The sequence below is a fragment of the Mucilaginibacter aquaedulcis genome, from assembly GCF_030409325.1.
GTDB lineage: Bacteria > Bacteroidota > Bacteroidia > Sphingobacteriales > Sphingobacteriaceae > Mucilaginibacter > Mucilaginibacter aquaedulcis.
In genome coordinates, this window is sequence record NZ_JAUFPR010000008.1 from 92,767 (window position 1) to 107,863 (window position 15,097).

13 protein-coding genes are annotated in these 15,097 nt (G+C 41.5%); 5 read left to right on the plus strand and 8 right to left on the minus strand.

What is annotated here, in order from left to right; all coding sequences use genetic code 11:
* Positions 1-155: 155 nt before the first annotated feature.
* Genes QWZ01_RS24395 through QWZ01_RS24410 form a run of 4 tightly spaced genes read right to left on the minus strand, consistent with a single transcriptional unit; the run spans position 156 to position 4,557 of the window.
* Complete coding sequence (locus QWZ01_RS24395; RefSeq protein WP_290328099.1) at positions 156-563, minus strand: hypothetical protein; 408 nt, start codon at positions 561-563, stop codon at positions 156-158.
* 23 nt (positions 564-586) lie between these two features.
* Positions 587-2,176, minus strand: a complete 1,590-nt coding sequence (locus QWZ01_RS24400; RefSeq protein WP_290328101.1) for an MFS transporter — start codon at positions 2,174-2,176, stop codon at positions 587-589.
* Complete coding sequence (locus QWZ01_RS24405) at positions 2,169-3,236, minus strand: HlyD family secretion protein (protein ID WP_290328102.1); 1,068 nt, start codon at positions 3,234-3,236, stop codon at positions 2,169-2,171. The genes QWZ01_RS24400 and QWZ01_RS24405 overlap by 8 nt, the downstream gene beginning before the upstream one ends.
* Before the next feature lies 1 nt (position 3,237).
* Positions 3,238-4,557 carry a TolC family protein gene (locus QWZ01_RS24410; protein WP_290328104.1) on the minus strand — a complete coding sequence of 440 codons (1,320 nt, stop codon included), beginning with the start codon at positions 4,555-4,557 and terminating at the stop codon, positions 3,238-3,240.
* A 120-nt stretch (positions 4,558-4,677) separates the two neighbouring features.
* Here QWZ01_RS24410 and QWZ01_RS24415 point away from each other — a divergent pair, with 120 nt between their 5' ends.
* Positions 4,678-5,472, plus strand: a complete 795-nt coding sequence (locus QWZ01_RS24415; protein ID WP_290328107.1) for a helix-turn-helix domain-containing protein — start codon at positions 4,678-4,680, stop codon at positions 5,470-5,472.
* 22 nt (positions 5,473-5,494) lie between these two features.
* On the opposite strand, the gene QWZ01_RS24420 is transcribed toward QWZ01_RS24415, so the two are convergent.
* Positions 5,495-6,382 carry a cation diffusion facilitator family transporter gene (locus QWZ01_RS24420; protein WP_290328108.1) on the minus strand — a complete coding sequence of 296 codons (888 nt, stop codon included), beginning with the start codon at positions 6,380-6,382 and terminating at the stop codon, positions 5,495-5,497.
* 262 nt (positions 6,383-6,644) lie between these two features.
* On the opposite strand from QWZ01_RS24420, the gene QWZ01_RS24425 reads away from it, so the two are divergent.
* From QWZ01_RS24425 to QWZ01_RS24440, 4 genes are all read left to right on the plus strand, one after another.
* Positions 6,645-7,511, plus strand: coding sequence for a helix-turn-helix domain-containing protein (locus tag QWZ01_RS24425; RefSeq protein WP_290328110.1), 867 nt, complete (start codon positions 6,645-6,647; stop codon positions 7,509-7,511).
* A gap of 200 nt (positions 7,512-7,711) precedes the next feature.
* Positions 7,712-9,070 (plus strand): TolC family protein, encoded by a 1,359-nt coding sequence (locus QWZ01_RS24430; protein ID WP_290328112.1) that lies wholly within the window; start codon positions 7,712-7,714, stop codon positions 9,068-9,070.
* Positions 9,071-9,091: 21 nt separating this feature from the next.
* Complete coding sequence (locus QWZ01_RS24435) at positions 9,092-10,135, plus strand: HlyD family secretion protein (RefSeq protein ID WP_290328114.1); 1,044 nt, start codon at positions 9,092-9,094, stop codon at positions 10,133-10,135.
* 2 nt (positions 10,136-10,137) lie between these two features.
* Entirely contained in the window at positions 10,138-11,739 is a 1,602-nt protein-coding gene (locus QWZ01_RS24440; protein ID WP_290328116.1) for an MFS transporter, read from the plus strand.
* 23 nt (positions 11,740-11,762) lie between these two features.
* Here QWZ01_RS24440 and QWZ01_RS24445 read toward each other — a convergent pair whose 3' ends face one another.
* The 3 genes from QWZ01_RS24445 to ilvB form a co-directional block, all read right to left on the minus strand.
* Complete coding sequence (locus QWZ01_RS24445; RefSeq protein ID WP_290328118.1) at positions 11,763-12,329, minus strand: TetR/AcrR family transcriptional regulator; 567 nt, start codon at positions 12,327-12,329, stop codon at positions 11,763-11,765.
* A 159-nt stretch (positions 12,330-12,488) separates the two neighbouring features.
* Positions 12,489-13,103: an acetolactate synthase small subunit gene (gene ilvN / locus QWZ01_RS24450; protein ID WP_290328121.1), complete on the minus strand. Its 615-nt coding sequence runs from the start codon at positions 13,101-13,103 to the stop codon at positions 12,489-12,491.
* Positions 13,103-14,842 (minus strand): biosynthetic-type acetolactate synthase large subunit, encoded by a 1,740-nt coding sequence (ilvB, locus tag QWZ01_RS24455; RefSeq protein WP_290328123.1) that lies wholly within the window; start codon positions 14,840-14,842, stop codon positions 13,103-13,105. The genes ilvN and ilvB overlap by 1 nt, the downstream gene beginning before the upstream one ends.
* Positions 14,843-15,097 lie beyond the last annotated feature (255 nt).

A 15,097-nucleotide genomic window follows, 5' to 3' on the forward strand; every position in this document is an offset into this window, starting at 1 on the left:
TTTTAAATGTAAGCTGCTATTTAAAAAATCATGCCTGTTATTAATTGTTTGATTGTTAATGATTTATTATGGTATTCAATGTGTATTGGCGCTGTATATCGCCTCTTTAACAAGTATTCCGCTAAATGTCGTGAGGCAAGGCTCTCCAATTCCTGTTATTCCCAGCTACCTGAAAGGGTGATGTCCATGTCTTTGTTGCTTACATTCATTGATAATGGAAAACTGATCTTGTATAAATCCATGTTCATCTTTGCAGAGCTAATCATCCCCGTAGAATCGCCCCAAAGCTGAACATAGCAGGTGTTTTTGTAGAGCGTTTGCTTCTGGCTTGACGGAACAGCAAGTGTTACAGGTAAAGGCAGATTTGAGGGATATGATTCCGACTTTCCGATCAGCCGTTGTGTATCTACTGCATCAATCACCCGTACATAAAGCCGTTGAGCCGGAAATTCTTTCTTAGTGTAGGAGTTTATAGTGATGGTTTTTAATTTAAAATTTTGATCATCCTTTCTGCAGGCAATCATACAAATGGCCACAAAGGCTATTAACAGTATATTTTTCATCGTTTTGATATTGGATAAGTTATTTACGCCGGTGCCAGCCCGCGCGAGCGTAAACGAACAATTGTTTTATTGAGGTAAGGAAAAATGGCGATGAGCAATATGGTAATTATGAGCAGGATAGACATGATCTCGTAATAGTCCATAGCGAATCTTAATTGTAACTGCCGGTTCAGGGCCAATACCAGTTGTTTATTTGCACCCTTAGCCGATTGTTTTAATGATAGGCCCCTGGCTACAAGATGAGAAGTATTTCCTGACAAAGCCTGTACAGTGAATTTATCAACCTTAGTAAGGTGATCCTGAAAGGCATTGTAATGGCGGCTTTTTTCGTAAAGTTCATAATAATTGATTGTCGCAGCACTGAGGCAAAAACCTGTATATCCGGCGGTTGAACAAATAGCCGTTGCAGATGGCCCCATGTTTAGCGGAACGGAAGATATAGCGTATACTATTGTTGGGACTAAAACCATACCTACGCCTAATCCCTGTATAAAGAGCGGCAAGTAATAATTATTTTCATTGGCTTCTGTATCAAATATGAAAAACATGCTTACATGAAAAGCCAACAGCAGTAAAAAACCAGGGAGCCATATAAACCTGATGTTCTTTTTCTGAAGAATCATTGAACAGGAGATAATTACCCCAAGTGTAAGTCCGCCGAGGTTAAAGCTATTTACATAACTGATATGAATTGGATCGAGTTTTAAAACTCCGGCAAAAAACACATTGGTTACATTGCCTGAAAAACGGCATACATAGTAAATAAGTAACAGTAGTATGCCAAACTTAAAGTTTCTGGAACTAAAAATACCAAGATGCAGATATGGCCGTTTTAAGCTTCCCTGACGAATAATGTAAATAATTGTACAAACCGCTATGGCAGCTACACTGTATAATATCCGGTTATCTGCCAGCCAATAATATTCCTGACCATAAATAGTTATATACCCCATGAGTGTGAGTATAATGCTCCACAATACAAAACTCTGCCAATCCAGTTTATATAACGGAAACTTCACATTAAGGCGAACATTGTTCATACTGGCCATTATAAAGCACAGGCAAGGGAGATAAGAAAATAGCGCCCCCTTATACACAATATTAAAGTTGTAGGAATCAATAAGATTAGCTGTAACAAGGTTATTAAATGGAACAACACATATCAACATACCAAAAAAGATGGAAAAGCTGATTTCGCGCGCCCGCTCACTGTGTAGCCTGGTGAACATCAATGATAGCGAAAGATTTACTGTGCTGGAAAACAATATGCCCTGAATAAACCGGGTAGGAAATAATATGTAGATATCATTTGTTTTATAACAAACTAAGGTTGTTAATATTTCTAAAATGGTGAACATTACAAAATACTCCTTTGTAGCCAGGAAATTAAAAAATCGCCGTTCCAGACTGTAAAACGCTAAGTATCCCGAATAAAAGAGGGCTATAGTGAATTGTATGTCTGATGGTTCACATCCATAATAACCGGCGGCAGCATTGATGTTTGTTAGCGGCAGAAAAAAGAGCACGAGTGTTGGCAATATCAGTGAAAACAGGATGATCTTAATAGCCCAGCCGGGAACCCAGCTTTTAAAAATTGGGATAGTATTAACCATGATGCCGTTGATTTTTAGGAACGTAAACATTTACATTCATGCCTACCTTAAGCAAGGGGAGTTGTTGCTCATCAGCATCAATCTTGATACGTACCGGCACGCGCTGAACTATTTTTACATAGTTGCCTGTTGAGTTATCAGGAGGCAGCAATGAAAAGCTGGAGCCCGTTGCAGGTGAGAGCGAAATGATAGTGCCTTTAAATTCACGATCAGGAAAGGCATCGGCTACAAACTTTACGCTATCCCCAATATGCATACTGGCAATCTGGGTTTCTTTGTAATTGGCCACCACCCATTTGTCGGTTTCGTTATCTACTATATAGGCCAGTACTTCGCCGGTGTTGATCATTTGGCCCACCTCAACCGTTCTGCGCCCCATTCGGCCATCATAAGCTGCTGTTATTACAGTATAATCAACATCAAGCTTATTACGATCAAGCAAGGCTTTCAGGCGCACTATCTCTGCTTTTAACACAGATTTTTCGGCAATAATGTCGTCAATCTTTGATGCTGCAGCCCCGTAGTTTTCCTGTGCCGATTGATACTCGCTGCTGTTGATATCTAATGTAGCCTGTACATTTTCAAGCTGTTGTTTAGTAGCCGATTCTTCTTTATAAAGATGTGAATAGCGATCAAAATCAAGTTTTTGCTTCCACACTTTGGCGGCACTGGCCTTAATTTGTGCCTTGGCTGAGCCCGCATTTTTTTGGAGGGTATGAATGTTGCTTTCCAATACCTGTAATTGTGCCTCAGTTTTTTGTATAGCGGCTGTTGTTTGCGCTGCCTGTAAGGTGTATTCCCTGTTATCAATAAGCAGCAGTGTATCGCCTTTTTTTACATGCTGATTTTCTTCAAACTTTACCGCCACAATAAAGCCGCCCGCCCTGGAAATAACCGGGTTCACATATTCCTGTACCTGTGCGTCATTGGTTTGCTCGTATTCATGAAACTCCCAGGCAGAGTATATGGCCCAAACTGCTAAACAAAGAATAGTGATACCGGCAATCCATCCGGTAACTTTTGTAATAATGCGATCTGTAATGGTATATTTTGTTTTCATTTTAAAGTACGCCGGTTATATTTTGAAGTAAATAATATTTGTTTTGAGCCATGATTTTTGCTGCTGCCAGATCAAAGCGTGTTTGCAATACCTGCACATCGGCATCAAGCAGGTCTGTTATCAGTGAGGTTTGATTGAAGTAGGTATTTTTGATGATGCGCGCGTTTTCCTGGGCATGTGCAACATTGGCCTCAGCCACACCAATCTGCACCAATGATTCCCGGTAACGCAGGTATGCCTCCTTAACCATTTGCCTTACTTTATCCTCGGTATCCTTGTGTGATATCTCTTCTTTCTCCAGCTCCAACCTGGCGGCGCTTACCTTGTGTACGTTATGATAAAGCTGCGAAAGCGGTAATGTAACCTTAACCCCGGCAACACCAAGGGAATACCAGGCAGCGTTATACGGATAAAGGAATATCTGGGGGTTGGCAAATGAAAAATCGCCATACAAACCAACCTTGGGTTTGTAATTGGCCTTAACCTGTTGTAAATGCAGTTTACTTACTTCTGTTCTGTTTTCAGATATGTGGTATGAAAACGAGTATTGTAATGCAGCGTTCAGGTAATTTTCATAGGATTGGTCAAACTGCCGGTCAATGCCAAATTCTGTTGGCAGCACCTGCTTTTCATCGGGTTCACCCATAATAATGTTGAGCTTTTGAGTAGCAACCAAAATATCATTCTCAATGGTTACAAGAGTCATCTTGCGTCGGGAGAGGTCAAGCTCAACACGCAATACATCACTTTTTAAAACAACGCCATGCTTTTGCAATGTCTTGATCTCCAGTAATTGTTTTTCCTGGTCGGCAATGTCCTTAATGATCAATTTCTGGAAGATCAGGGATTTCTGCAGATCAAGATAAAGCGCTGCAGTTTTATACCTGATATTTGATACAACCTCGTTGTTCTGTATTTCTGTAATTTTGTGTAACAGCTTGCTTTCCTCAATTTTAAGATTGAGTTTGTTTCCATTGTACAGGTTGAGGTAAAAGTCTGTCCCCAACTTATACAGGGTATGTATAACCTCATGCTCCTCAGTATGCCCGGAGAAAAGGCCGTTTCCATAAATGGGCAGGTTGGAGGCTTTTTCAACACTCCCGAGTAGTCCCACTTCGGGTAAACGCTCCATTTTGGCATCTTTGATCTCTTCTTCTGCAATAGAGCTTGTTTCTTGGGCAATTTGGATTTGCCTGCTGTGGATTTCAGCTTTAGCCCAGGCATCCTGCAGTGTTAACCTTGCGGTGTCATCCGGCAGGCTAAATGCCGTATTGCCTGCTAACATGCTGGCAAATAGGATAACTATGTTTTTATACTTCATATTCGGGGAGCAAAATTAGCGAGTGTGTAATAGAGTGGTTTCGCCTAAATGGTCAATCTTTTCCTTATTCTAGCCAATTTTTGGTAATTAGGAAACTGTAGGGTAGCTTAGCCTTATCAAATGGGAATAATTGCTTCTTTACCGGAAATTGAAAAACGACCCGATACCGTTTTTGTGATGCATGAGAAATCAGAGAAGCTCATACCTTTTCATACACATTCTAAAGGTCAGCTGGGGTATGTAGAAGGAGGTTTGGCCTACATTACGGCGCAGGACAAAACCTTTGTGGTACCGGCCAGGCATTATTTCTGGATTCCGATGGGGATGGTGCATGAATTGAAGGTAGGGGTATCAGCTACTGTTTTGAGAACTTTATATTTTTATGCTTCAGACGACTCCAGGAATGAGTTTTACGGCAAGCTGGGCATATACCCTGCCAGTGAGGTCTTGATACAAATGATCAAATACACAGAGCTTTGGGACGAACGGCATATGGGAAAAGAAGATGAGAACTTTGAGTTTCTGGTGGCCTTGAAAAATCTGCTGCCTACGCTGAATCAAAGATCATTGCCTATTGCACTTCCCAATACCAATCATGAGGTATTGCAAAAAGTTTTAATATACCTTAATGAAAATGTTGGTAACAGGCTTGTAATTGCAAATGTTAGCAAACATTTTGCAATGAGCGAGCGATCCTTTACCCGGTTGTTTCAGTCGCAATTGGGTATTTCATTTTTGCAGTACGTAAAAACTGTTCGCATCATTATGGCCATTGAGTTGTTGGTAAAAACCCATAAGCCCATCTCCGAAATTGCCTACGAGGTTGGTTATGTTACAGTAGGAGCCTTTAGTGATAGTTTTTATGATTTTACAATGTCTCGCCCTTCAGATCTGAGAAAGAATGACAGGCTGTAAGGAAATAAAAACGTATCCGATTTTAAGAACCGTAAGGTTCAATATGTACCAGTACATCTTTAATACTCAGCCCGCTTGCCAGCAGTTTATCTTTTACAATGTGTGCAATGCGGTGCCCCTCGGCTACGGTAATTTCCGGATCAATTTCAATGTGGAGGTCTACAAAATAATCGAATCCCATTTTACGTACATAGCACTTTTCAATCTGCTTAACCTCGGCAACTTGAGCCGCTAATACCCTTACCTTGTTAACAATCTCGGCCGAAGGGGCAGCATCCATGATCTCGGCTAAACCAGGTCTTAGTAATTGTATCGCATTGTAAAAAATTAAGCCAGATGCAATAAGAGCTGCCCAATCATCGGCACCTTCATAACCTTTGCCGGCAATAAGGGCGATAACAATTCCAATAAAAGCAGCTACAGAGGTAATGGCATCGCTGCGGTGATGAAAGGCATCAGCCTTAACGGCGTTGCTATCTATTTCTTTACCCACCTTCATAACATACCTGAACATGGCCTCTTTAATGATCATTACAAGAAGCAGGATATAAAGGGTAAACCTTTTGGGCATATCATGCGGGGTGCGTACATATTCAATAGCGTGCCACGCTATCCAGGCCGCTGCACCCATGAGGCAGAATGATATAACAATAGATGCTATAGGCTCTGCCTTACCATGGCCATAAGGGTGTTTAGTATCGGCAGGTTTCATGGCGATCTTTAATCCGATCCATAGCAGGGTTGAACTGAAAATATCGGCGCCAGTTTCTGTAGCATCTGCAACCAGCGCGTATGAGTGACCAATATTCCCTGAAACAGCTTTCAGAATAACCAAAAGAATGCTTATTCCGATGCCTATCTGCGTAGTTCGGATTGCTTTTACGGATGGGTGAACATCAATTGCGGCCATGATTTAAATTAAGCCGCAAAGGTAAAATGATATTGGCATAAAAAATCACAGAATTTGCTTAAAACAAATTTATTTACCCTGTTAGCTCATCTGTCATGTTAATTTAATAATAAATAGACTGGTCTATCTATTTAAAAAACTTTTATAGTTTTGTGCTTATATAAAGCACATAAAATAGTGTGTTTAAATAGTAATTGAAGTACAGGATAACATTGAAGGCAAAAAGCAAATGCTATGTTGTAAATTTATGTTGGTAAATAACATGAAAACGTTTTCACTTTCAAGGCATAGCCGGCTTTTCTCTGTTCCTGACAATAATAACACGGAGTACCTCTTTGTAAGTTCCGGAGACACTCCATATCAGGAAGAACCTTACCGGGCAGAAAGTTATGCGATTGTTTACATCAAAGAAGGCGGCGTAAAACTGAATGCCGGTTTAGTATCCACAGATGTTATTGCACCATCCATCATTACGTTGGGCCCATCGGTTATCCGGTATTTTAGTAAGAGCAGCGAGCACCTGAAAATGGATGTTATATTTTTTAAGGACACCTTTTTGCTGGAGCACCATGCCGATCTTTTTTTCCTGGCCAAGTATGATTTTTTTGAGAATAGCGATCTTCATGTTTTACCTCTTCAGGAATCAAACCTTATCAAATTCAGCAAAATATTTGAACTTATTCAGCTAACCCAATCTACAGCCAATTACCGGCAGGGCGAGATCATCAGGAACTACATTTTTGCCCTGATCTATGAGGTTGATGCCTATCGCAGGCAACATAACCTTGATGCGCCATCCCGACTAAAAGAACATCCTTTGCTTACCAAATTTAAACTGTTGCTGAGCAGCAGTTATATGTACGAGCGTAAGCTTGAATATTACGCAGAGCATCTCCATTTAACTCCAAAATCACTTTCAGCAGCCATTAAAAAATATTCGGGCAGATCGGCCGGAAAATGGATAGATGATTCTATTATTCTGGAAGCTAAAGTTTTACTTCAGAATAAATCGCTTACAGTATCGCAGGTAAGCGGGATGCTTAATTTTTCAGACCAGTCTGTTTTTGGAAAATTTTTCAGAGCAGGCACCGGGATGTCGCCCGTTGAATATCGTAAAAAATTCAACTAAATTTTATTCCTTCTTCTCGTACTAACATAAGCCACATCGACGAATAGTGAGGTGCTTTCGTCTATTTTTCGCTGCCCTTTATCCGGAAATTTGTTTATCAAAAATTCAAAAGGGTTTGAGATATGATAAGATGCGGATAATACGCTGCTTCATATTGATCCCAACCCTTGAGGATCATAATCAATTAGCACAAAGAAATCATGTATAACTATATCTACTATTACAGAAAGTCATATTTTATGGCTGCTGTATCCATGACGCTGCTTATGTTAAGTACAACGTTTGCGAGCGCACAGGCACAACCTGGCAATGGCTATAAATTAAGTCTTACCGAGGCAGTACAATTTGCCAAGGATCAGAATAAATGGATAAAGGCTGCCAGCATTGAGGAAAACGCCGCTGGCGAAGATCGTAAAGATGCATATGATGCCGCGTTACCAACAGTTAATGTGAATAGCTCATATCAGCGTTTTTCTGACCTTACCTTGTTTTCGCAGGGGCTAAGCCATTCAACCACCATCCCATTACCGCCAACCAAAAATGCCGCGGCATTAGGTGTTGATGCTTTATTTAACATTTATGGCGGGGGCAAATTAAAAGCATTGCAAAAGGAAGAAACCTCGCGTTTTAAACTGGCCGGTCTGAATGCACGTGATCAGTCTGGAAATATTGCTTTACAAACAGCCAGTCAATACCTGGATCTGGTAAAGCTTAATGATCTGCAGAAATTTATCCTTGACCAGCTTAAACGGGCGCAAAGCAGGTTAAAAAATATTAACTCACTCTATAAAAATCAAAAAGTTACCAGGAGTGATGTGCTGCGGGCCGAGGTTACGCTATCAAATGTTGAACTCTCTTTACAACAAAACGAAAATGATATTGCTATAGCTAATCAGAAACTGGATGTTTTAATGAATGTGCCGGATTCTGTACGGATAGCCCCTGCTGATTCTGCCGGGATGACTAAACCCGAGAGTAGTTCGCTGCTGCCGTTTATTGAGGCTGCAGGAGTGTCATCGTACAGCGTACAAAGAGCAGCAGAAAACGTTGAGCTGCAACGCGCCAGGTTAAGAGGTGTTCAAAGTAATAACAAGCCCACTTTAAGCTTTTATACCGCATACGGAATTAATTATCCTAACTTTTTAGTTTTTCCACCGGTTAATCAGGCTTATGCACTCGGTTTCGTGGGCTTGAAGGCGCAGTATAACATATCATCGTTATACCACAATAAAAGTAAGGTAGCGGCCGGTAAGTTACGGGTAAAAGAGCTTGAAATACAGCAGGCAGCTTATACCGATAATGTACATACAGAGATCAAATCTTACTATATCAAATATGGTGAAGCGCTCACACGTATCTCCGTTAATGAGCATTCTGTTGAGCAGGCCGAGGTAAACTATCGTATCGTAAATAACAAATACTTAAATCAGCTTGCCTTATTAACAGACCTTCTGGATGCGGATAACCTGTACCAGGAATCAAGATTTAATTTGGTAAGGGCACAAACCGATGCCCTGGCTATTTATTACCATATTCTTTATACCAGCGGAAATTTATAAACCAACACAATATTTAAAACAATGAAAAAAGAAAATCATAAAATACATCCGGGGAACATCGTAATCACAGCCGCGGCAGTGATCTTGCTCCTTGCGGGAATCGTATATTTTTTCCAATACTGGAAATACAGTGAACATTATGAAGAAACTAACGATGCCCAGGTTGAATCATACATTAATCCGGTTTCGGCGCGCGCCGGAGGTTATATACAAAAGGTTTTGTTTAACGAGCATCAGTTGGTTAAACAGGGTGATACACTTGTTGTACTGGACGACAGAGAATACCGCGCTCAACTGGAGGCTGCAGAAGCAGCTATTGAAGATGCACACGCGCAGCTAACCGTACTTACAGCAAGCATCCGCTCGGCCGAAACCGGTACCAGTGTTAACCAGGATCAGATCAATGGGGCACATGCCCGGTATGTGCAACAGCAACAGGATATAAAACGGTACGTAAACCTGGTGAAAGAAGAAGCTGCCACTGGTGCCGATCTGGAGCAAGTACAAGCACATTATGATGTGGCCGAAAGTGATTACAGTGCCGCAAAAAATTCCCTGCGTACCAACGAGGCACGCATAGCAGAGCTTAAAACGCATTTTGCCTTATTACAGGCAGATATTAAGCGTAAACAAGCAGCACTGGAACTGGCCAGGCTTAATTTATCATATACCATTATCCGTGCGCCATACTCAGGCAGGCTGGGACGTAAAAACATTTTAGAAGGCCAGCAGATACAGCCGGGGCAACCATTGGTAAGCATCATTAATGAAAGTGAAAAGTGGATAACTGCGAATTATAAAGAAACACAGGTAGCCGGCATGTATGTAGGGCAGCCTGTAGAGATTAGGGTTGACGCAATTGATGGCAAAGTATTTCATGGCAAGATCATGGCTATAGCGGGCTCTACCGGGGCACGTTTCTCGCTTTTGCCACCTGATAATTCAACCGGAAATTTCGTAAAGATCATTCAGCGGGTACCGGTAAAAATTGAGTTTGCAGATGAACATACCAGCAACGTGGTACCAGGCATGAACGTTAGCGTTGCTGTAAAAAAGAGGTCATAATCATGAAATCAGCATATTTTAAAGATTGGATAACAGGCTGGCACTGGGGAGTGCGTATAGCTTTGTTCCTGGTTCTGTTATCAAGCCTGGTGCAGTTGGGCATGTTTGTACTTACTCAGGGCTATATGGTTAGTGCGCTTGGTGCACAGCCCGAAGATATTTCGTTTGCCTTATTTGCAACATATGCCGGTATTATTACTGTTTTACCGGTGCAATTTAGGTTTTTCAGATACTTTCAAACCCGGAGCTATTTGTTAACAAGTATGATGGTGGCTTTATTGCTCAATTTTATTTGTTTGCATCTACAGGATATTACTTTGTTTTTGATAGTGAGGTTTTTTCAGGGACTGGTAACAGGTAATGTTATTGTGTTTGCCTTGTTGCTGATATTTACCCGTTTACCCTCAGATCGCGCGCAGAAGATAGCTCCGGCCGTGTTTTATGGAACGCTGCTTAGCCATACCGTATTGATTGGTTTGCTCGCTGGGATAGTGCTGGAATCGGCCGATTGGAAGGTTACCTATTATTACCTGATCATGTTTCAGCTGATAACGATGTTCATGACTTTGCTGATGTTAAAACAAAAGTCGGTACATAAGCGCTATCCACTATATCAGATTGATTGGGGGGGCATGGTGATATTCGCCTTCAGCGCGCTTTCTGTTGCTTATACTATTGTATATGGCTCAAAATACTATTGGTTTGCCGATCCCCGCATACGGTATAGTACTACTGCGGCTGTAATAGGTTCCGTATTATTTTTTTACAGACAAAGCATCATCAAGAGGCCGGTGGTTCATCTCAGTGTATTTAAATCGCGAAACTTTGTAATGGGTATTTGTTTGCTGGCAATTTATTATGGCTGTAAGGATAGCATTAGCCTGGTATATGGTTACGCCGGCGGGATCTTGAAATGGAGCGCCCTGCAGGTTATTATATTAGGCCTGTGTAATATAGCCGGAATGATAGGTTTGTTAGTTTTGGCTATCAGGCTGCTGCTGGCAGAAAAGGTTACCATCAGAGTGCTTTTGATAATTGGCTTTGCAATGTTGGGTGGGTTCAATATATGGATGAGCTTTATATTAACACCAGATATGTCATTTACCAACCTGCTGCTGCCTGTTTTTGTGCAGGGTGCTGCTTCGGGGCTTTTGTTTATTCCTATTATGATCTATGTGCTTTCGTCGGCTTCCGGAGCGGGAGTAAGTGGGATGGTACTTGCAGCCTGTACACGTTTTACTGCTACTGCAAACTCATCTGCCGGGTTTTATAACCTGCAGTTATATTTCAATCAATATTTTAAGGAGGGTTTTCTGGGGTATATCACGGCAGATAGTCAAAATACAGTTATACGCTTGAATGCCTACAAGTCGCTTTACATGTCAAAAGGATTTACGGCCGAACAGGCATCGGGGTTGGCAAATGGAGCGGTATGGCAAAGTTTAACGCAGCAGAGCCAGTTATTAACAAACCGTGCAATCTTTGTGCTATTTGCCATAGTACTTATAGCTATCTCCGTCCTCATCCTGATTATTCCGGCTATAGGTAAAACGGTAACACATTGGAATAAGCGGATGCTGGTTCCGTCCTTTAAGAATTTATGATCTTTGTTGTTTTAATTGATGAGCTATATGAGGAGCGAGGCAGCTATTATTTTTGCATTTTTAATAGAGGCTTCGCCCTTGTATAAGCTTGCTGCAACAGTTGATCCTTCGAGGAGTAAAAAGATGGCTTCGGCAATCATATCGAGGGTTAATGCTGCCGGGCTTTTTAAATGTATCTGAACTAACAAACTTTTGATATACTGCTTTAGTTTATCCTTTTCGTGGCTAACCTGTTCGTATATCTTCAGATCGTCTTTGGTCAATTCTGCAACTACTTTGGCAAACTGGCAGCCACGGAAGTCGGTTTTAAACTGCTCTTGTTCGCGAAAATCAAATATGGAAAGTAATTTGGATCTCGGGTCTTTAATCGGTGAAAGATATTCTTCCAAAGCGGTAAACCAAAGGTTTTCGGCTTGTTCAATATATGCGGAAAGCAGGTCTTTTTTTGAAGGAAAATGATTATAGAGAGAACCCCGGGCTATATCAGCCTCATCAATGATTTGATTTATACCGGTAGCATTGTATCCCTGTTCATAAAATAACCGTGAAGCAACATTAAGGATTTTTGTTTTAGCTGCAGATTCCTTCATTTACAAAAATACTAAAATTAAATTTTCTGCTGTTTTCGCAGAATGGATGTGCTTACCAGTGATTATTTGGTAACAACTAAAGGGATGCTACATGATTGAATGCTCTGCCCCCGAATTACAGGGGCAGATACATTTCAATCTATCATCATCATCAAACACTCAAACAATTAGTCCTTTGGTAATTTCATTTAAGAAATGTTCCGAATATGCATCGGGCAACGGGTTTAACCTTTCAAACTCTTTTAGTTTGCTATTAAAGCCATCGCTCTTTTTTATAATTGCCACTCTTGCGCTGCGCACAAACTCAATAAGGCCGTAAGGCTGCAAAAGGGTTATCAGGTTATCGGTTTCCTCGCGGTGGCCGGAAGCTTCAAATACGGTATAATCCTTTCTGATTACCACAACCCTGGCTCCATATCTCCGTAACAGGCGTTCAACGTTTAACTGCTCTTCAATAATACTTGTTGGCATTTTATATAGGGCCATTTCCTGCCATATAACATCATTGTTTGAATGATAGTAAGCCTTAATTACACCGTTTAATTTTTCCAGATGGCGAATGAGTTTATTCATCAGCTCATCCGTTTCAATGATCACTACATTAAAGCGATAGATACCCTCAACCTCTGATGGTGATGTGTTAAGGCTTTCAATATTTATTTTGCGGCGTGTAAAGATGGAGGCTACCTGACTTAACAGCCCAACATGATTTTCGGTATACAGGGTGATGTTAAATTCCTGTTTATTTATCTCCTCGTTTTGCATGTTCTTCATTATTTAAGCCTGATCTCACTTAAACTGCATCCCTGGGCTACCATCGGGAAAACGTTGTTTTCTTTGGTCACCATTACTTCCAGCAAAAACGATCCCTTACTATTCATCATTTCGTTTAATGCCGCCGGAAGTTCTTCACGGTCAGCTACGCGCTTTGATGCAATTTTGTAAGATGTTGCTAAAGTCACAAAATCAGGGCTCTCAAGATCCGAAAACGAATACCTGCTATCGTTAAACAACTCCTGCCATTGGCGTATCATTCCCAAAAAGCGGTTATTTAAAACGATGATCTTCACATCTATTTTGTTTTGCATAATGGTGCCTAACTCCTGTAACGTCATTTGAAACCCTCCATCTCCGGCAATTGTAATTACAGTTCGTTCGGGTGCTCCGTATTTAGCGCCAATGGCCGCAGGCAAGGCAAAGCCCATTGTGCCTAATCCGCCGCTGGTTACATTGCTGCGGGTTTTATTTAGTTTAGAGTAACGACTGGCAACCATCTGATTCTGGCCCACATCTGTTACAATAACAGCTTCGCCGTTGGTAATATCATTCAGGTGCCGTATAACTTCGCCCATAGTTATTTCTCCGGATGTGGGGTTTAGTTCCGGGTAAATAACCAGCTCAAGTTCATCCTGGTAATAGGCCTGAAATCTGGCCAGCCAATCTGTATGTTGCTTCTTTTCAATCAAAGCAGTTAGCATAGGCAGGGTCTCCTTGCAATCGCCCCAAACGGGCACTGTTGCTTTGATATTCTTATCTATTTCAGAAGGGTCAATATCCAGGTGAACTACTTTTGCCTGTTTAGCATATTTATCTAACCGGCCGGTAACCCTGTCGTCAAAGCGCATTCCGATAGCAATCAGCACATCAGTTTGGTTGGTTAGCATATTTGGCGCGTAATTGCCATGCATGCCCAGCATACCCACATTAAGGGGATGATCACTTGGAATGGCACCGGCGCCTAAAACTGTCCATGCGTAAGGGATTCCGGATTTTTCGATAAATGCTTTAAATTCAGCCTCCGCGCCCCCTAATATTACACCCTGACCCAATAATACCATTGGCCTCTGGGCCTGGTTAATTAGTTCGGCGGCTTGTTCAATATAGCTTGGTCGCACAATTGGCTTTGGCCTGTAGCTGCGTATATGATCACATTTGGTGTAACCTTTGTAATCAAACATTTGCAGTTGAGCGTTTTTGGTTATATCAATTAACACAGGTCCCGGGCGGCCGCTCCGGGCAATGTAAAAGGCCTTGGCCAACACCGATGGAATTTCGGTAGCATCAGTTATTTGGTAGTTCCATTTAGTTATCTGGCTGGACATGTTAACGATGTCTGTTTCTTGAAATGCGTCGCTTCCTAACAGGTGGGCGTAAACCTGGCCGGTTATACAAACCACAGGGGTACTATCAATCATGGCATCAGCAATACCGGTTATCATGTTGGTTGCGCCGGGGCCGCTGGTGGCCAGGGCAACGCCAACTTTCCCCGATGTACGGGCATACCCTTGGCTGGCGTGAATAGCTCCCTGTTCGTGCCTCACCAAAATGTGTTTTAGTTTTTCGCTATAATCAAATAAGGCGTCATATATAGCTATTGTAGCACCTCCCGGTACGCCAAAAATAACGTCAACGCCTTCGGCAACCAGAGCCTCTAATATGGCTACTGATCCGGATACTTGTTTTATTTCGCTTGTAGATATTGCTGTTACTATTTGCTGGGGTGTGGTTTCCATAGTTGAATTTTAACTTATGCCTATACTATTATTTAAAACGGTCTGTTTATGCCCTGAACTTGTTGAATTGACGTATTCTCGTATCTCTTTTTTAACGTTAATTACAAATTTAGACCAGTCAGTCTATTTTTAAATTTCGATAATGGTCAAAGTTTTGATGATTCCGGCCATAAAGGCGTTTGGATGAAGAATTGAATGAATAAGTGCTTACATTGTTTACCGCTATATGACGGGTAACCAGCAGGTAATTCGGAT